Origin of the sequence: Pueribacillus sp. YX66 (assembly GCF_041725775.1) — a bacterium.
Taxonomy (GTDB): Bacteria; Bacillota; Bacilli; order Bacillales; family UBA6769; genus Pueribacillus.
This window is the reverse complement of record NZ_JBEUEL010000007.1, coordinates 45,252-64,713: the sequence shown is the minus strand read 5'-3', so window position 1 is coordinate 64,713 and position 19,462 is coordinate 45,252. Positions and strand designations below refer to the sequence as shown.

Here is a 19,462-nt window from a genome sequence, read left to right as displayed (position 1 = left end):
AGTGGTTTTGGAGAATGTCCAAGCTGGGGAATCTTATTTTTATTTTGCTGAAAAGGAAGCGTAGTTTTCAGTAAAGGTAGGGTTGAGTTGATAGGATGACTTTTGGGTGGGGGAGTTGATAGGATAGATAAAATTAATTTTGTCTATATAACAATTGATATTGTTCGCGATTGGGAATATAATGATATTAACTTAATTTGAAAGGGATTTTTTATATGGATTATATTTCTGCAAAAGAAGCAGCGGAAAAATGGGGAATATCCAAAAGAAGAGTTCAAACATTATGTAGTGAAGGAAGAATTAAAGGCGCGATGAAAGTGGGGATGGTTTGGGTTATACCATCTATGGCAGTAAAACCAGCAGATAACAGAAAGAAAACGAATGATTGAAATTTATTTTATGAATTATTAGAAGGTGAAATTGTTGAGGTATTTAGGTAATAAATCAAAGTTATTAGATTTTATAGATAATGTAATAAAAAAATATGATATACAAGGTGACACCTTTGGAGATCTTTTTGCAGGTACTGGAGTGGTGGGGGACTATTTTAAAGATAGGTTTAAGATAATATCAAATGATTATATGTATTTTTCTAAAGTAATAAATAAAGCAAAATTGTTGAATGACAAGATACCTATGTTTAAAAAGTTTGTTGAGAAATACGAAGTCTCACCGTTTGAATGGTTAAATCAAAGAGTCTATAAACCTAAAGATAACTTTTTTGTTTATCATAATTATACTCCAGTTGGAAACAGAATGTACTTAACTGAAGAAAATGCGATAAAAATTGATGGGTTTAGATTAGATATAGAACAAATGTATAAAACAGAAATAATTAACGATAAGGAATATTTTTATTTATTAGCATCACTTATAGCAAGTATTCCAAGAGTTTCTAACACGTCTGGGACTTACCAGGCATTTTTTAAGTTCTGGGAACCAAGATCGTTAAAAGAATTTGAAATCATACCACTAGAAATTAATGAGTGTGATTTGTATTCTGAAAATATTGTACATAGCTATAATACAAATGAATTAGTAAGAGAGATTAGTGGAGATATAGCTTATATAGATCCACCTTATACAATTACACAATATGCTAATTCATACCATCTATTGGAAACAGTAGCCAGGTATGATTATCCCGAACTATTTGGGAAAACAGGTAGAAGAGTAAAAAGGGAACTCTCGAATTACTCGAACAAACAAAGGGCATTATTTGAATTTGAAGATTTGTTCCGTCAAATACAGTTTAAACATGTTTTAGTTAGCTATAGTAATCAATCAATTATACCAATTGAAGAGCTTATAAGTTTAGCAAAATTGTTTGCTGTAGATGGTGAAGTGCATGTGGAAATGAATGAATACAGAGAGTATTCAACAAATAACTCGAGTCATAAGGGAAAAGGTAAAAAACTGAAAGAAATAATATTATATTTCGAGAAGGATCTGTCGATTAATAAGTCACCTCTAAATTATTCGGGTAGCAAAGATGCGTTATTGCCAATTATATTTAAAGAATTGCCTAAGCATGTTGATACATTTGTAGATGCAATGGGGGGCGCTTTTAATGTTGGAGCAAACGTAGTGGCAATGAATGAAGTGGTTTATAATGAATATAACCCTTATGTCTTTGGTATTGTTGAGATGTTAGTAGAGACTGAAAAAGATATCCTTACAAGTAGCATAGAAAATGTGATAAATGAATTTGCACTTACGAAGAAAGGAAAAGAACAATATTTAAATCTAAGAAGCCATTATAATGAAAAAGATAAGTCAAGTTTAAATTTATTCGTTTTACAAGTATATGCATTTCAGAACATTATAAGATTCAACAACTCACAAAAAATGAATACTCCTGTAGGAAATAATGAATTTAGTGACGGGATCAGAGAACGCATTAATAGATTTAGGATAAGAACACCAAATTATCGGTTAATTAATGGTAAATTTGAAGACTTACCAATAGAAGATTATCCAAAAGATACAGTTTTTTATTTTGATCCTCCTTACTTCATAACAAAGGCTGAGTATAACGATGGTAAAAGAGGCTTAGATGGATGGGATTCTGATAGTGAGACGGAGTTACTAGAATTTTTGCTAAAAATTCATAAAGCGGGTTATAAATTCATGCTTTCTAATGTTTTATATCATGGGGAAAAACGGCATAATTTATTGCTTAAATGGATAAATACGCATGACTTTAAAGTTGTTGAGATTGGTAAAACGGGAATCAAATATCCGAGAATTGAAGTGCTAGTAAAAAATTATGATTGAAGAAGGTGAGAACTTTGCGAAAACTTTTATTACCAGCGTCGGGCTTCCCAGAAAAAATAAATGCTATTGAATCAGTGAGGATTCCGCCAACAGCAATTTCTAAACAAGACTTTGTAGAAACGGCGATTTTACAAGCAATAAATACTTACAATCCAAAATTAAATCTACAGGAAGTTGAATATTCTAATATTAACAATCAATTTTCTAATCTTCCTGTTAGGGGGGGGGAAGTTATTTGGAGCAATTATAGAAGATGAAGTAATTAATGCGAGTAGTGAAGATAATTATAGGAACAAAGGCTATTATATATGGATTAATAATGGTGATACGGTCGCTAGGCGTATCGTAACATATGTTTTTATACTAGACCTTGAGATGGACGGTCGTAATATTGTAGCACAATCTATCTTTCCAGAGTTAATAGAATTAATGGACATGACAATAGGAGGCCCTTGCTATAAGGTCGCTAACCATCCAGTATACATCCTTAATATGTTAGGGTCTAGAATTACTCAATCTTCCATTTATTATCCTATAGCGGGTATGATTGCAGCAGACATGGAATATATAGAAGTGTTTGCAAATACTCCAGAATTAGTAAGAGTACCATCTGATATAAGAGACTTCATAAGAAAATATGAACCTTCATACAGGGGGGCTTCTGTATATATTACACCGGAATTTGAGATAGACTTTAGGAATAAGTCCTTAAAGATAAAAGATGATAAATTGGTTGTGGGTGATTATTTAAAACATGATCGCCGAACCGGATTATACGAGTTTAATGGTAGTTCTGAAAAGTTCTATTGGGCTAAAATATTACCTTATATATTATTAGCCCATAAAAATGGTTACACAATAGACTATGCAGAGTTAGAGAACTTTTACAATACCTATACTCCATTGTTTAGCAGGAGAGGAACTAAACTCCCAAGGTTTTTGACACTACTTAGGTTTATTGAAAAATTAAATTAAGGAGATTATGAAATATGCATAAACAAATTATTTACTTCGGTGCACCTGGTACAGGTAAGAGCCATTCGGTAGATCAAAGTTTGAATCATGTAAATAATGAAAGAGTGTTTAGAGTAACTATTCATCCTGAATTTACATACTCTGACTTTATTGGGCAGTTGCTACCAATGAAAGACTCAACAACAGGAGATGTAACATTTGAATTTGCTCCTGGTCCATTTACAAGGGCACTGGTTGAAGCTTATCAAAATTATAATGAGCCAGTTTATTTGGTGTTAGAAGAGCTATCAAGAGGTAACGTAGCAGCTATTTTCGGTGATATTTTCCAACTGTTAGATAGAAATGAATCTTTTGAAAGTAAATTTCCGATTCGAAATAAACAAATTGCTGATGAGATAATTCAATTACCATCTGATGAAATTAAGTTGCCGTCAAATTTTAATATCATAGGAACTGTCAATGTTAATGATCAGAATGTATTTCCAATGGATACTGCTTTTAAAAGGCGCTTTGATTGGGCGTATATCACGAGTTTACCAGTTAAAGATGATGCAGGTAATACAATTCAATCACTTAATAATCCTAAGCTTTATGTGTCACCAGATGATAATACAGCGAACACTTTAGAAACAACATGGCAATCTTTTTATACTGCACTAAATGAATTTATTACAGATAAAGAAAATGGATTAGGGAAAAACGAAGATAAACAACTGGGGCAATTTTTCCTTGTGTTCAGGGATCAACTAGTTAGTGATTCTCACTCAACAAATCAAACTGTGGCAAATCAAGCGAACATTGAAGTTATGGATATTATGAAAAATAAACTGCTCCTATACTTATGGCAAGATGTTCAAGGGCATGTAACATTTAATAATTCTATTAGCCTCTTTGATAATCAAATAAAAAGTTTTGAGGATTTATATTCAAGTTATGGAGTAAAGAAGGTTTTTAGTGATGCGTTTTTAAATAACTTTTTAATTCCTAATATAAATAGATATCCTTATTAGGTTGGAACAGGGGGAGGTTACATGTCTCTGAAATACTATAATGAAGGTGACATTTTCAAGAAAAGTGAATTAGTTGAAATGGGTTTTGACATTATCGAAAGAGATTACAGGAAGAGAAATAAAGAAAATGTTAATTCTGGAGAAGTAACAGCGGACTTCGAATATGTTTTTGACTTTTCTGGTTTTTTAATTAATGATAGTTCCGAAATATGTGCGGTTTTCCCTATAAACTTTAAAGTCTATAATGAACACTCAGATACTAAATTATTATTTAATGTGATTTCAAAACATTTGCAGTTAAGACCTGAAATTTATTTTGGTTCAGAATACGGAAAACATTACAAATCCAACTATCCATTTGCAGCTTTTTTTGAGGTTTACAATTATTATGAAGAGTACGGGTTATATTTTGAAGAGAAAAAGTTAATTAAGCCTAACATTGGTGGTAAGATAAACTGGAAGGAAACAATTAGAAGATCAGATAAATATTTGATTAATAATCAACTTTATTTTTTCCCTTTTTACTATGAGAAGTCTTATCAAAACATAGCATTCTTAACAGAAGCAATGATATTTGTTATAAATCACACAATAGATAAATTTAACTTTATGATAGATATGCCTAAAGTGGATGGGTTCGCTTCAGATGAAATTTTTCTCAATAATAGAGAGGGAGTTCTCGAGAAGTTATATAGTATCAGGCAAGAGACTTTTAAAGATATATTGATTAATCTAATAGATAATTTAATAAATTATTTTTCAAATTTAAAAGAAGGTGGAACTTATTATTTGAAACACTATACGTTTTCAAGTATATGGGAAGATGCTGTTAAATTTTATTTGGAAAACCACTTTAAAGAAGTTAAAGATGGAAAACTAAAATTAGAAAGCACTAATACTATAACTAAATTTGAAAAGCCTGCTTTCAGACCTAATATGGCTAATAACAACCACTTCTTCAGTCCCGATTATTACTTTTCGTCTGGGGAAAATCAATTCATTTTCGATGCTAAATATAAAAGAGAAGTTAATGGTATGGATTATAAACAAATCTCGTATTTTTTGTTTTTAAAAAATAAAAGGGAAAACTTAAATGATTTACCAATCTATTCTTTTACACACTCAGCACTAATACTTCCCGGAGTAAAAAGAGATAGTAAACTCCATTTTAAAATGGACCCTATCTTTAATAAGGAAAATGATGATTTGGTAATTTATGAAGAGTACCTAGATATAAGAGAGGTCTTAAAATTCTATACAGGTTTAACTTAGATATTTATATACTTAAAGTTTAAGGGGGAATTCTATATGGCGAGTAGTCGTTCATTTAAATATTATGTGGCAGTAAAATTTGAGGATGAGCTTTTTACCGCCATAGAATCCTTTGTTGAAGAAAATAAATATGATATAGATTTCAGACTATACCGTGTTAATAATATCGGTGAAATCTATCTTTCTGACTCTGAAATAGAAGTTCGATATGTTTTTGTTAATAATTTAGTTGGGACAGAGTTAGAATTCGATGTTATTGTTGAACAATATTTGGAAGTGTTTGATACAAACCATCGCTTAGATGAATCAGAACATATACAAGAATGGTTTCATATTTCATGTTCAGGTGATATAGAAAGAGAGTTTGAGGACTTTACTATACATAATATTGAGAAATACTATGAGAAAGAGAAAAATAAGTATCCTTTATCAGACAGTCTGGTACCTATTATTTATAAAAGAGACTTAGAACAGGTAGCAAGAATTTTTTTAGAAAAACACTATCCAGAAGCGTTATCAAAACCTATTCCAATAGATACCAAAGAATTAGCCTATCGAATGGGTCTATCAGTAGAAATGCGTGAGATAACAGAAGATTTATCTGTTTTTGGTCAGATTTTTTTTAGGGATAGTAATTCAGAATTTTATGATAGTGATCAGGGTATTTATTATAGTGAGGATGTAAGCGCTAAAACGATATTTGTTGATCCTAAAGCATTCTTTTTGCGTAATTTAGGTTCAGTAAATAATACGATTATTCATGAATGTGTTCATTGGGAATTGCATCGTTTAGCTTTTGAATTAGAACGATTATATAATGACGAATTAACAGCAATAAGCTGTAAAGTAATCGGTGGTATTGAAGAATCAGATGTTGATTCTGCAAATTGGATGGAATGGCAGGCGAATGCATTAACTCCTAGAATTCAAATGCCACTGGCGATGTTTAAAACGAAAGCATTTGAATTGATTAAACATTATCGAGAGAAGCTGAATACAGCTGAAACTATTGATGTATTAGAAATAGTTGTAGATGAACTTGCAACTCATTTTGTAGTTTCAAGAGAAGCTGCAAAAATAAGATTGATAGATGTTGGTTATGAAGAAGCTATTGGCGTTTATAATTATATAAATGGTAAGTATGTACCGCCGTATAAAGTTAAGGAAGGGATTTTAAATAGAAATCAAACATTTAGTGTAGATTATAAAAGTTTAGTTATAGAGAGTCTGCATAATCCAAACTTGAAAGAATTAATTGATAATGGAACCTATTTATATGTAGATTCACATTTATGTTTGAATTCTCCTAAATATATTGAATACGATATTTTTGGAAAACCACGCTTAACTCGATATGCTAAATTGAACATGGAAGAATGCTGTATAATATTCACTTTAACTTTAGATTTTAAAAACAGGTATGGGAAACAATATTATACAGAGTGTGTACTATTTAAAAATGCTGAAGGTCTAAGTTTTAGAGTAGCATTCGATGGTGATGAAAATATATCATCCCAGGAGAAAGCTGCTTTAATCATTCAATATAATAAAGAAGTTAATGATATTTTGAAAAGATTACCTAACCATTTTCCTGAAGCACTAAAAGCATTGATGAAGTGGAAGGATTTAAAGAACGAAGAATTAGCTGAAAAATGTCTGTTAAGTTCAAAAACAATTCAAAGAATGAGAAATGAAGAAGGTTATGAACCAAAACTAAGAACTGTTATAGCACTTTGTGTGGGAATGCAACTCCCGCCTATTTTAAGTAGAAAGCTTATTGAAATTTCCGGATATGCAATTAGGTTTGCTGTAGACGAACATGCAATGTTCGAGGCGATTATAACAGGCTATTATAAAGCTTCAATCCATGAATGTAATGAACTTTTAGAAAGTGCGGGTTTTAAAATTTTAACATCTGATGAATAAATTTTAATTTATTCGGACATGGCGTGTCCGGTGATAAAACTCTATAATTCTATTGTTTTTAAAAGCATGAAACTGTGAAAGTTTACAGTTTCATGCTTTTTTTATTTGTTTTAATGCTTAAAACGGACATGGCGTGTCCGGGTCAAGCGTTTTTAACTCTCCTATACTGGAATTATCTAATAGAGAAACAGCTGTTATCTATTAAAAAAATATCAAATGCCTGATTTGCAATAAGGGCAAAGGATACATATTGAAGTACGCAATCCACACCAGGATTGTAGTGTCTCAATATTAGTACCCTTACCTTGTTGCGCACTTTTTTAAGTAAAGGTCAGGTTACTAAAGGACAAGTTCTTCATTGTTTGCATCCTTTGCCCACCGCAAATTGGCGGAGAGGATGCCAAACAATGACAAAAAAGTACAAAACAAGCCAAAAGAACAGAGAATCTTACATTTACTATTCGGGAGGTAAAAAGATAGCAACCATCGTACCGGGGGAAAATGGTGTAACAGAGGTTGATATTGAATATTTACATTCTGAAGATGATCAGGAAGTGGACGAAGGTCGCCGCTATGATTACCGAATTGCTTGTAATTTAGAATCTTATGTAGATGAAAATGGAGATTCAAAAGCTGAACATAACAAACTTTTAGCAGATTGGGATGCAAATCCATTCAATAAAATTTTGGAAATGGAGAACTGCGAAGAGAGACAAAAGTTAATCGAACAATTGCACAAAGCAATGGGGCAGTTAACAGATAAACAATTTAGAACCATACAAAAGAAATTTTATGAACAAAAAACAAACGTTGAGATTGCAGCCGAAGAAGATGTGACTGAAGCGGCTATCAGAAATCGTTTAAATAAAATATACAGAAGATTAGAAAAACTGATAAGAAGGGGCTCTTAATTGAGCCTTTTAAATTTTATTTTAAAAAAGGGGTTCGAAAGGGCATGATTTTTCGCTTACTAGTAAGGGACGAAATAAAACCCTTAGAAAGGAGTGTTTCGGATGAGTCTAAAACACAAGGTAATCATCAATGTTAAAGATGAAAATGGTGAAAAAACGAGAGTGGTTGAAGGTAAGCGCAAAAAAGTGCGTAGCCGAATGCTAGATTTACTGTTTGGTAAGAAAGTAAATCTACTCGTGATAACACCTGGAAACTCAGTAGAAACAGTGGAAATAAAAGAGACTCGGAAAGGCGGTGAAGCTTAATATGAGTAGAACAAAATTACTTCTTGATGTGGTCACTGATTTACAAAATTTAGCTGGCTCACTTCAGACGATTGCTGAAGTGTTGGCGAGTAATGAAAAATCACCACGAACGGAAGAAAAAACACCAGTTAAAAAGGCAAAGCCGAAAAAGAAAAAAATATCGCTTGAAGAAGTTCGTACATTACTTGCACAAAAGAGCCAAGCAGGTTTTACAGCCGATATTAAAAAGCTTCTTGAAAAGTATGGTGCGACCAAGTTAAGTGAAATTGAAGAAAAAGACTATGAAGCATTGATGAAAGATGCGGAGGAATTGCAATGACGAAACATGCCATTTTATCTGCGTCAGGAGCACATCGATGGATGAATTGTACTCCATCGGCACGTCTTGAATTAGAATTTGAAGATTCTAGTGGTGAAGCGGCTAAGGAAGGAACAGCCGCTCATGAACTAGGGGAACATAAGCTTAGAGAAGCGTTAAAGGTCCCAACGAAAAAGCCAACATCCATTTATGATTCTGAAGAGATGGAACGTTATACCGATGAATATGTCCAGTTTATTTTAGAAGAACTAGCAGTAGCAAAACAATCAACGAAAGATCCACTTCTTCTTATTGAACAACGATTGGACTTTTCAAATTATGTACCAGAAGGGTTTGGAACAGGTGACTGTGTCATTGTTGCAGATGATGTTGTTCATGTTATCGATTTTAAATATGGACAAGGTGTTTTAGTTGAAGCGGAAAATAACCCGCAAATGATGCTATATGCACTTGGAGCACTAAATCTATTTGATGCGATTTATGATATCGATACAGTGAAAATCACTATCTATCAACCAAGACGTGAAAATATCTCAACCTTTGAAATGTCTAAAATTAGTCTAATAGATTGGGCGGAAAGTTCACTTAAACCAAAAGCTGAATTAGCGTTCAAAGGTGATGGTGAATATAAGCCTGGTGACTGGTGTAGGTTTTGTAAGGCATCTGTGGAGTGCAGGGCAAGGGCGGAAGAAAATTTGAAGGTAGCAAAATTTGAATTTAAAAAGCCGCCTTTATTAACAGATGATGAAATTACAGAAATCTTGCTTCATGTGAATGACCTTACTAAATGGGCAAATGAAATATTTGCTTATGCAACGAATGCCGCTGTTCAACAAGGAAAACAGTGGAAAGGTTTTAAGGTTGTAGAAGGTAGATCTAATCGTAAATACACAGATGAAGAAGCGGTAGCTGAAGCTGCAAAGAAGGCAGGCTATGAAGATATTTATAAGCAAAGTCTGCTGACCATAACCAACATGGAAAAACTGATGGGTAAAAAGAAGTTTAATGAACTACTTGGTGATTTCATTACTAAGCCAAAAGGGAAACCAACGCTTGTTCCAGTAACGGATAAGCGTCCAGAAATAAATATATCAATAGCAAAAAATGAATTTATGGAGGAGAAATAATTATGTCGAAAACAGTAAAAAATCCAACAAAAGTTATTACAGGTGTCGTTCGTTTATCTTATGCAAATGTGTGGGAGCCAAAGTCAATCAATGGTGGAAAAGAAAAATATAGTGTGAGTGTTATTATTCCAAAAAGTGATAGGAAAACTTTAGAAGCAATTGAAAAAGCAGTAGATGCTGCAATTGAAGAAGGTCGTGGAAAGTTTGGTGGAAAGATCCCAAACAAGCAGTCGTTAAAATTACCGCTTCGTGATGGAGATATTGACCGTTCATATGATGAAGCGTATGCGGATAGTTTCTTTGTTAATGCAAACAGCATTACACCACCACAGATTGTAGATGCTGATATTAATCCAATTTTAGAGCGCTCAGAGGTTTATTCAGGAGTGTATGCTCGTGTAAGTATTAACTTTTATGCGTTTAATTCAAATGGTAACCGAGGGATTGCTTGCGGCCTTGGTAACATTCAAAAGATTCGTGATGGAGAGCCATTAGGTGGTCGTACGGATGCATCGGTAGATTTTGCTACTGATGTGGATGATGACTTCTTATCATGAAAACATTAAATATTGATATTGAAACATATAGTAGTGTGGACCTCGCTAAAAGCGGGGTCTATCGCTATGTGGAGGCAGATGATTTTGAAGTAATGCTATTTGCTTACAGTGTGGATAGTGGACCTGTTTATGTTATTGATTTGGCAAACGGTGAGTCTATCCCGTCTGAAATTGAACAAGCGATATTTAATGAAGGTGTTACAAAATGGGCATTCAATGCTCAGTTCGAACGGATTTGTTTAAGTAGACATTTCAAGCAACATTTATCACCTGTTGATTGGCGATGCACAATGGTGTGGTCTGCTTATTTAGGTTTACCGTTATCTTTAGAAGGAGCTGCAATGGTTACGGGGGCGGATAAACAAAAGCTGTCGGAAGGGAAAGATTTAATTCGTTTTTTCTCTATCCCTTGTAAGCCAACAAAAACAAATGGCGGCCGAACAAGAAATCTAAAAGAACACGATCCGAACAAATGGAACAGTTTTAAAGCATATAACAAACGTGATGTAGAAACCGAAATTGCGATACAAGATAAACTATCAAAATTTCCGATGCCCGAAGTAGAGTGGGATAACTACCTTCTTGATCAGTTAATAAATGATAGAGGAATAAAGCTGGATTTGGAGTTAGTTGCTCAGGCTATTAAATGTGATGATTTAATTCGCAATCAGTTAGTCAGTCGTATGAAGGAAATAACTAAGCTAGAAAACCCAAATTCCGTAAAGCAAATGCGGGAATGGTTACAAACAAAAGGTGTAGAAACAGATAGTTTAAATAAGGCTGCAGTGACACATTTAATTAAAACTAATGAAGGTGAAATTAAGGAAGTGCTTCAATTGAGAAAACAACTCGCAAAATCCAGCGTGAAAAAATATGCGGCTATGGAAAATGTCGTTTGTCGTGATGGACGAGCTAGAGGATTAATTCAGTTTTACGGTGCAAATCGTACGGGAAGATTTGCAGGAAGGTTAATTCAAGTCCAGAACCTACCACAAAACCATATATCCGATTTAGACGAAGCACGTGCTTTATTGAAACAAGGTAATTTTGAAGCCTTACAAATTTTATATGAATCAGTTCCGAGTGTACTTTCTCAGCTTATAAGGACCGCATTTGTTCCTATTCGGAACAATCGCTTCATAATCGTTGACTTTAGTGCAATTGAAGCACGTGTGATTGCCTGGATTGCAGGTGAAAAATGGCGGAATGAAGTGTTTGCATCACACGGGAAAATCTATGAAGCATCGGCTGCGCAGATGTTTAAAGTTCCCTTGGATGAAATTTCAAAAGACAGTCCATTAAGACAAAAAGGAAAAATTGCAGAACTTGCGCTTGGTTATGGAGGTTCTGTTGGTGCGTTGAAATCAATGGGTGCTCTTAGTATGGGACTTGAAGAACATGAATTAAAACCACTTGTCGATGTGTGGCGGCAGTCAAATTCAAAAATAGTGAAATTTTGGTGGGATGTTGATCGTGCAGCAAAAGAAACTGTGAGACAACGAAAAGCACATATGACCCATGGAATTAAGTTTGAATATCAAAGCGGAATGTTGCTGATTGGTTTACCTTCAGGTAGATGGCTCTCTTATGTAAAGCCAAGAATAGGGATAAATAGTTTTGGAAATGAATCTGTTTCTTATGAAGGTATTGGTGCGACAAAGAAGTGGGAGCGGATTTTCAGCTATGGTCCCAAGTTTGTCGAGAACATTGTCCAGGCTGTCTCAAGAGATTTATTGTGTTTTGCTTTGCAACGTGTTCATGATGAAGGTTTTCGTATTGTCATGCATGTACATGATGAAATTGTCATTGAAGCACCAAACGATGTAACGGTCGAATATATCAGTGATTTAATGAGCGTATCTCCACCTTGGGCAGATACGTTGGAATTACGTGCGGATGGATTTGATACAAACTTCTATAAAAAAGATTAATTTAGAGGGGTTCGAATACCCCTTTTTCTTCGCATATAGGTGAGGGTAAATTTATTTACTCTACAACTATTTGTAGGAGGTTCATTTATATGATGAACAATTTAAAAGTATTTGATTTCGAAGGTAGTTCAGTTAGAACGGTATTCAAGGAAGGCAATCCATGGTGGGTTGCAAAAGACATCTGTGATGTGTTTGGCGAAACGAATAGATATCGTGCAATGCAGTCCCTAGATGAAGATGAAAAGGGGTATACGCAAATGACTACCCCTGGTGGTTCACAACAGGTTGCAATTGTTAATGAATCTGGTCTGTACTCATTACTTTTTGTTATGCAACCTTCAAAGGCACGTGGGGTTTCAGAAGATTATATTTTGCAACGCAAGAAGAAATTAAAAGAATTCAGAAGATGGGTTACACATGACGTTCTTCCATCTATTCGAAAGCATGGATTATACGCAGTGGATGAAGTATTAGCTAATCCAGATATTTTGATTAAAGCGTTAGAAGAATTAAAAGCAGAGCGGTTAAAAAACAATCAATTATCGGAAACAGTAAAAGTTCAGGAACAGCAAATCGTTGAGATGAAACCAAAAGCGAGTTATTACGATGTTGTTTTAAGTTGTAAGGATGCAGTTGCGATTTCGGTTATTGCAAAAGATTATGGAAAATCTGCTCGGTGGTTAAATAAATACTTACACGAACAAGGGGTTCAATATAAACAAGGGAAGATTTGGTTGCTATATCAAAACCATGCTGAGTTTGGATATACAACAACAAAAACTCACACATATAAAGATAGCAATGGTTATAATCGTTCAAAAGTTCATACGTATTGGACGCAAAAAGGCCGATTGTTTATTTATGACTTACTTAAATCAAAAGGCATCTTACCAAAAATTGAAATGGACAGTTAAGCATTGGAGGTAATCAATATGAAAATAGCTGTCGGAAATAGTCGAATGGACAGAAAGTGGAAGAACAAAGATGTAACGTGGGACGAGTTTATTAATCTTGTAAATCAGACAATCCGTACAACTGAAACGGTAGACGAATATAGAAAAATGAATCGTGCAAAACAAGATGCAACAAAGGATGTTGGTGGCTTTGTTGGCGGTGCTTTGAAACAGGGGAAAAGAAGGAACGGACATGTTTTGTCTCGTTCACTTCTTACCCTTGATATGGACTACGCAGTACCTGGTATTTGGGATCAAATTGAACTTCTTTATGATTTTAAATGCTGCGTATATTCAACACATAAACACACTCCTGAAAAACCAAGGCTACGTTTAATTATTCCGTTTAAACGTGATGTTTCGGAAGATGAATATCCAGCGGTCGCAAGAATGGTCGCAAAAGAAATCGGTATTGATTATTTTGATGATACAACATATGAACCCTCAAGATTAATGTACTGGCCATCGACACCTTCAAACGGTGAGTTCTTTTTTGAACAAAAAGATGGTGAGTTATTAGATCCTGATTTGTATTTGTCGAAATATGACGATTGGCGAGATACGACAACATGGCCTGTGTCATCAAGACAGTCAGAAGTTGTTCAACGAAATATCAAAAAACAGGCTGATCCACTAGAGAAGGATGGTATTATTGGTGCCTTTTGTAGGGCTTATTCTATCGAGGAAGCCATTGATAGTTTTTTATCACATGTGTATGAACCAAGTTTGATGGAAGGAAGATTTGATTATATACCAGCTGATTCGTCTGCTGGGGTCGTTGTATATAACGGAAAGTTTGCTTATAGCCATCATGCAACAGATCCTGCTTCAGGGAACTTACTCAATGCGTTTGACCTAGTTCGATTGCATTTGTTTCAAGATTTAGATGATAAATCATCTTATTCAACCGCAGTAACAAAACTCCCATCCTTTAAGGCTATGACTGAGTTTGCTTTAAAGGATGAACTAGTGAAAGTGCAGTTCGCAGAAGAACGTAAAGAACAAGCGGAAATTGAGTTTACAGAAGATGACTGGGAAGGACAACTTGAGCTTGATAAAACAGGTGCAGTTAAAAATACACTTAGAAACCTTACTTTAATACTGGAGCATGATGAAAACCTTCAAGGGATTGTTTTTAATGAGCTATCGGACAACTTGGAGATTGTTAGTCCTGTTCCTTGGTCGCATCCATCTAAATATTGGCGGGATGCGGATGATGCTCAGTTAGTTAGTTATATCGATGCGCACTATGGAACGTTTTCAGCTAGAAATTATGATATCGCAATTGCGAAAGTAGCTGATGATAGGTCGTATCATCCGATTCGTGATTATCTTGATAATTTGCCTGAGTGGGATAAAGTGGCACGAGTCGATACGTTATTAATTGATTATTTAGGAGCGGATGATAATCCATACGTTCGTGCTGTAACAAGGAAAACATTATGTGCGGCAATATCTAGAGTTCTCACACCTGGCATTAAATTTGATTCAATGCTCGTTTTAAACGGACCTCAAGGAGTCGGGAAAAGTACGCTTATTGCAAGGCTTGGTGGTGAGTGGTTTTCAGATAGTTTAAGTTTATCAGATACAAAAGATAAGACAGCTGCTGAGAAATTACAAGGTTACTGGATCATTGAAATTGGGGAACTCGCTGGACTTAAAAAAGCAGAAGTAGAAACACTGAGGAGTTTCCTTTCACGACAAAACGACATTTATCGAGCAAGTTTTGCGAAAAGAGTTACACCACATTTAAGACAGTGTGTATTCTTTGGAACGACTAATGCTGAGAAGGGTTACTTAAGGGATACGACGGGTAACAGACGATTTTGGCCTGTGAAAACCCCAGGCGATGGAAAGAAGAAATCGTGGGAAGTTACTGAAGAAGAAGTGTTGCAAATATGGGCAGAAACACTCGAATACGTAAAGCAAGGTGAAAAGCTATATCTCGAGCATGATATTGATCAATTAGCGAAAGAAGAACAACGAATGGCGATGGAATCGGACGAGCGAGAAGGTTTGGTTCGTGAATACCTTGAAACGCTACTTCCTGATGATTGGGACGATATGGACTTATTTGAACGTAGAGCATTTCTCAATGGAACTGAATTTGGTGATAGTCCAAAACAAGGTGTTTGGAAACGGGAGCATGTTTCTAATATGGAGATTTGGTGTGAATGTTTCCAAAAGGAACGTTCCAATTTAAGACGGATAGATGGTAACGAAATATCTACCATTATGGCCAGCATTGGTGGCTGGACAGGTTTATCAAAGAAAAAGAGACTTCCCATTTACGGAACGCAGTGGGTGTATGAATTAAAAAAGTGACGTTCCAAAAAATCGAGTTTGGAACAAAAACATCACATTGGAACAGAATATTATGTTCCTGGAACAAAATAAAAGAAGTTCGTCACATAGTTAGGAACAGCAATCAACCTATGTTGTATAAGGGTTTGTGAAAAACTTGTTCCAATGTTCCAAGAAAAATATGATATTAGGAAAATATAAGAATATAGGATGAAATCACGCAAATACGCATATACGCGCGTAAGAAAGTTTAAAAACGTTTGGAACAGGAGAGTTTGAAATGCGAGAAAAATCTATCGAGTTAAAATTAAGCGAAGCGGTCAAAAATATGAAGGGTTTATCTATTAAACTTACATCACTAGGTTTTGATGGATTGCCCGATCGGTTAGTGTTACTACCAAACGGGAAAATTGGCTTTATTGAAGTGAAAGCCCCAGGCAAGAAACTCAGACCGCTTCAGCAGAAAAGAAAACAGCAGTTAGAATCACTAGGTTTTATCGTCTTTTGTCTAGATGATCCTGAAAGTATTGGAGGGATGTTGGATGAAATTCAAGCCACATAAATATCAGGAGTTTGCAACAAACTTTATTATAGAAAATCCTATATCAGCAATATTCCTTGAAATGGGTCTAGGTAAAAGTGTTATTACATTGACTGCTATTTATGAATTAATGTTAGAACGATTTGAAGTTGATAGGGTTTTAGTAATCGCACCACTCAGGGTTGCTAGAAATACGTGGCCAGAAGAAATTGAAAAATGGAGTCACTTGAAAGGATTAACTTATGCAGTTGCTGTTGGGACAGAAAAAGAGCGCTTAGAAGCATTATATTTAGACGCGCACATTTATATCATTAACCGAGAAAATGTAGAATGGTTGATTGCTAGAAGCGGTATCGATTTTAATTTTGATATGGTCGTTATTGATGAATTATCATCGTTTAAATCTCATCAATCAAAACGCTTTAAAAGTTTGATGAAAGTGAGACCTAACATTAAAAGAATAGTTGGTTTAACAGGAACACCTTCATCGAATGGCTTAATGGACTTATGGGCGGAGTACCGATTACTTGATATGGGTGAAAGGCTTGGAAAATTCATTGGACGTTTTAGAGAATCCTACTTTGATCCTGACAAAAGAAATCAACATATGATTTTTTCATATAAACCAAAACCAGGGGCAGAAGAAGCGATATATGAAAAAATAAGCGATATCACTATCAGCATGAAAGGGACGGACTATTTAAAACTACCCGATTTAGTCATGAATGAAATGCCTGTTTCGTTAAATCAGAAAGAAAAAGAAACGCTTGATGTCATGAAACGTGATTTGATTACAACGATAAAAGGTGAGGACATAACCGCTTCAAACGCGGCGGCCTTATCAAATAAACTTCTTCAAATGGCAAATGGTGCAGTTTACGATGATAACGGTTCTGTTACTCAAATACATGACCGAAAACTCGAAAAGCTAGAAGATATCATTGAAGCGGCCAATGGTAAACCAGTATTAATTGCTTATTGGTTTAAACACGACCTGCTCCGAATACAAAACCGATTTAAGGTAGAAGTTTTAACAAGTAGTGATTCCATTAAAAAATGGAACGAGGGAAAGATTCAAATTGCAGCCATTCATCCCGCATCCGCAGGACATGGTTTAAATTTACAAGCGGGTGGTTCAACACTCGTCTGGTTTGGACTAACTTGGAGCTTGGAGTTATACCAACAAACAAATGCAAGGCTGTACAGGCAAGGACAAACAGACACAGTGATCATCCATCATTTAATCGCTAAAGAAACAATGGACGAACGAGTGATGGATGCTTTGAATAAAAAGAATAATACTCAGTCAGCACTGATTGATGCGGTGAAAGCAACGTTAAAAGGGGGAATTCCTGTATGAATATTGTATGGCACTACTTGGATAAACGAGCAGCAACGATTGATGTGATAAAAGATTATAATAGTATGAAACATATTATCGATAATACCGATGATGATATTGCAATCCTTCATGATGGAATGATGTCCCCAAGTGCACCAGTGAATGATGGCATGCCGTCTGTACACAATCCAAAAGCAAATGAAAACCGTATTGCTTATAGCATAGATAAAATTGATGTTCTGAAAGAAAGGTTAAGACAAGCCATCGAATATATGAATTGGTTCCAGCCTGCTTGGGATGAGTTAACCGAAGATGAACAGTTTGTTCTGTATGAATTTTATATGGTGGAAGATCAAAGACGAACCGAAGCTGTGCATACTATTTGCGATTACTTTAAGATTGAAAGGTCATCCGCCTACAACAAAAAGAATAGAGCGTTGGATAGGTTGACACTACTGCTTTATGGCAAGTGAGTAAAATCGCGGATGCATTTAGACATTACGCAGGTTATAGTGGTAGTATGGTAAAAGTATCAAAGAGAAACAAAATGGACCTTTGAATATTCAAGTGAGTAATATTGCGGACGCTTTTTGACTTTGAGCATGTTATGGTATTAATATAGACGAAATATCGCAAGCCTTCGTGGGAGAAATCCTGCGGGGGCTTTTTTGTTTGGAGGTGAAAGTTATGCCAAGGAAACCAAAGCGACCTTGTTCACAGCCAGGATGTCCTGAGTTAACGCATGAACGCTTTTGTGATGAACACCGAAAGGCAGAGGCGAGGAGATATGAAAGGTATCAACGAGATCCAAACACTGCAAAGCGTTACGGACGTGCCTGGAAAAGGATACGTGACCGTTACGTTGCAAAGAACCCGCTCTGCGAGGAATGTAAGCGAAACGGGAAGCTAACTCCAGTGCAAGAAGTACATCACATCCTACCGCTGTCACGTGGTGGAACGCATGACGAAAGCAATCTGATGTCTGTTTGCACACCTTGTCACTCATCGATTACCGCACGAGATGGTGATCGTTGGCGAAGGGGTAGGGGGTAATCAATCTCTACAACTTATAATGTGGACAACGGGCGGGGAACGTCACGCAAAAAGTCGCGATTTCAAAGAGGGTATATAGGGGGCGAGCAGAAATGAGGTGTTGAAATGGCCAAGGATGGAACGAATAGGGGCGGTGCTCGGGTTGGCTCTGGACGAAAAAGAAAGCCATTATATGAGAAGTTAGAAGATGGAAATCCAGGTAGACGAAAATTAGAAGTGCTTGAATTTACACATGCGCCAGACCTTCAAGGACAAGAAATGCCACCGCCAAGGGAGATGCTATCTGCCACTGAAAAGGACGGTTCAACTCTTGAAGCGGCAGAAATTTATGAAGAAACGTGGAATTGGTTAAATGAAAGGGACTGTGCTCATTTAATCATGCCGCAACTTTTAGAAAGGTATGCTATGAGTGCAGCAAGATGGATGCAGTGCGAGGCAGCTGTGACAGAGTTTGGCTTTTTAGCAAAACATCCAACAACGGGAAATGCTATGCAAAGCCCGTATGTTGCTATGAGTCAAAACTTCATGACACAAACCAATCGACTCTGGTTAGAAATTTATCAAATTATAAGAGAAAACAGTGCAACAGAATTCATTGGTGCGAATCCACAAGATGATATGATGGAGCGCTTATTAACGATGCGTAAAGGCAAATAAC

The 19,462-nt window shown here is 35.5% G+C and carries 20 protein-coding genes; all 20 read left to right on the top strand.

What is annotated here, in order from left to right; genetic code table 11:
* Nucleotides 1-215: 215 nt before the first annotated feature.
* The 20 genes from ABU914_RS05080 to ABU914_RS04985 all read left to right on the top strand — a co-directional run bounded on the left by ABU914_RS05080 (nucleotide 216) and on the right by ABU914_RS04985 (nucleotide 19,461).
* The gene (locus tag ABU914_RS05080; RefSeq protein WP_057987602.1) at nucleotides 216-389 is read left to right on the top strand and encodes a helix-turn-helix domain-containing protein; all 174 of its coding nucleotides are present in this window, start codon (nucleotides 216-218) and stop codon (nucleotides 387-389) included.
* 34 nt (nucleotides 390-423) lie between these two features.
* The gene (locus ABU914_RS05075; protein WP_379668647.1) at nucleotides 424-2,277 is read left to right on the top strand and encodes a DNA adenine methylase; all 1,854 of its coding nucleotides are present in this window, start codon (nucleotides 424-426) and stop codon (nucleotides 2,275-2,277) included.
* 14 nt (nucleotides 2,278-2,291) lie between these two features.
* A complete protein-coding gene (locus ABU914_RS05070; RefSeq protein WP_379668646.1) occupies nucleotides 2,292-2,534 on the top strand; it encodes a hypothetical protein in 243 nt (80 codons plus the stop codon).
* Between the two features lie 172 nt (nucleotides 2,535-2,706).
* Entirely contained in the window at nucleotides 2,707-3,252 is a 546-nt protein-coding gene (locus tag ABU914_RS05065) for a hypothetical protein (RefSeq protein WP_211651020.1), read from the top strand.
* Between the two features lie 14 nt (nucleotides 3,253-3,266).
* On the top strand, nucleotides 3,267-4,262 hold the full coding sequence (locus ABU914_RS05060; protein WP_379668645.1) for an AAA family ATPase: 996 nt from the start codon (nucleotides 3,267-3,269) through the stop codon (nucleotides 4,260-4,262).
* 21 nt (nucleotides 4,263-4,283) lie between these two features.
* Entirely contained in the window at nucleotides 4,284-5,534 is a 1,251-nt protein-coding gene (locus ABU914_RS05055) for an LlaJI family restriction endonuclease (RefSeq protein ID WP_061114393.1), read from the top strand.
* Between the two features lie 36 nt (nucleotides 5,535-5,570).
* Nucleotides 5,571-7,460 carry a transcriptional regulator gene (locus tag ABU914_RS05050; RefSeq protein WP_379668644.1) on the top strand — a complete coding sequence of 630 codons (1,890 nt, stop codon included), beginning with the start codon at nucleotides 5,571-5,573 and terminating at the stop codon, nucleotides 7,458-7,460.
* Nucleotides 7,461-7,867: 407 nt separating this feature from the next.
* The gene (locus tag ABU914_RS05045) at nucleotides 7,868-8,371 is read left to right on the top strand and encodes an RNA polymerase sigma factor (protein WP_061114391.1); all 504 of its coding nucleotides are present in this window, start codon (nucleotides 7,868-7,870) and stop codon (nucleotides 8,369-8,371) included.
* 102 nt (nucleotides 8,372-8,473) lie between these two features.
* Nucleotides 8,474-8,677: a hypothetical protein gene (locus ABU914_RS05040; RefSeq protein WP_379668643.1), complete on the top strand. Its 204-nt coding sequence runs from the start codon at nucleotides 8,474-8,476 to the stop codon at nucleotides 8,675-8,677.
* Between the two features lies 1 nt (nucleotide 8,678).
* Nucleotides 8,679-8,996 (top strand): rRNA biogenesis protein rrp5, encoded by a 318-nt coding sequence (locus tag ABU914_RS05035; protein WP_379668642.1) that lies wholly within the window; start codon nucleotides 8,679-8,681, stop codon nucleotides 8,994-8,996.
* Nucleotides 8,993-10,123, top strand: coding sequence for a DUF2800 domain-containing protein (locus ABU914_RS05030; protein ID WP_379668641.1), 1,131 nt, complete (start codon nucleotides 8,993-8,995; stop codon nucleotides 10,121-10,123). The genes ABU914_RS05035 and ABU914_RS05030 overlap by 4 nt, the downstream gene beginning before the upstream one ends.
* Before the next feature lie 2 nt (nucleotides 10,124-10,125).
* A complete protein-coding gene (locus tag ABU914_RS05025; protein WP_379668640.1) occupies nucleotides 10,126-10,680 on the top strand; it encodes a DUF2815 family protein in 555 nt (184 codons plus the stop codon).
* Nucleotides 10,677-12,611 carry a DNA polymerase gene (locus ABU914_RS05020; protein ID WP_379668639.1) on the top strand — a complete coding sequence of 645 codons (1,935 nt, stop codon included), beginning with the start codon at nucleotides 10,677-10,679 and terminating at the stop codon, nucleotides 12,609-12,611. Before ABU914_RS05025 ends, ABU914_RS05020 begins: the two co-directional genes overlap by 4 nt.
* Before the next feature lie 89 nt (nucleotides 12,612-12,700).
* Complete coding sequence (locus ABU914_RS05015) at nucleotides 12,701-13,525, top strand: phage antirepressor (protein ID WP_483880142.1); 825 nt, start codon at nucleotides 12,701-12,703, stop codon at nucleotides 13,523-13,525.
* A gap of 18 nt (nucleotides 13,526-13,543) precedes the next feature.
* Nucleotides 13,544-15,889, top strand: coding sequence for a virulence-associated E family protein (locus ABU914_RS05010; RefSeq protein ID WP_379668638.1), 2,346 nt, complete (start codon nucleotides 13,544-13,546; stop codon nucleotides 15,887-15,889).
* A 259-nt stretch (nucleotides 15,890-16,148) separates the two neighbouring features.
* Nucleotides 16,149-16,430, top strand: coding sequence for a VRR-NUC domain-containing protein (locus ABU914_RS05005; protein WP_379668637.1), 282 nt, complete (start codon nucleotides 16,149-16,151; stop codon nucleotides 16,428-16,430).
* Nucleotides 16,411-17,769 carry an SNF2-related protein gene (locus ABU914_RS05000; protein ID WP_379668636.1) on the top strand — a complete coding sequence of 453 codons (1,359 nt, stop codon included), beginning with the start codon at nucleotides 16,411-16,413 and terminating at the stop codon, nucleotides 17,767-17,769. The genes ABU914_RS05005 and ABU914_RS05000 overlap by 20 nt, the downstream gene beginning before the upstream one ends.
* Nucleotides 17,766-18,224: a hypothetical protein gene (locus tag ABU914_RS04995; protein WP_123317334.1), complete on the top strand. Its 459-nt coding sequence runs from the start codon at nucleotides 17,766-17,768 to the stop codon at nucleotides 18,222-18,224. Before ABU914_RS05000 ends, ABU914_RS04995 begins: the two co-directional genes overlap by 4 nt.
* Before the next feature lie 214 nt (nucleotides 18,225-18,438).
* Complete coding sequence (locus ABU914_RS04990; RefSeq protein WP_120021212.1) at nucleotides 18,439-18,804, top strand: HNH endonuclease; 366 nt, start codon at nucleotides 18,439-18,441, stop codon at nucleotides 18,802-18,804.
* A gap of 105 nt (nucleotides 18,805-18,909) precedes the next feature.
* Nucleotides 18,910-19,461 carry a P27 family phage terminase small subunit gene (locus tag ABU914_RS04985; protein WP_061114380.1) on the top strand — a complete coding sequence of 184 codons (552 nt, stop codon included), beginning with the start codon at nucleotides 18,910-18,912 and terminating at the stop codon, nucleotides 19,459-19,461.
* Nucleotide 19,462 lies beyond the last annotated feature (1 nt).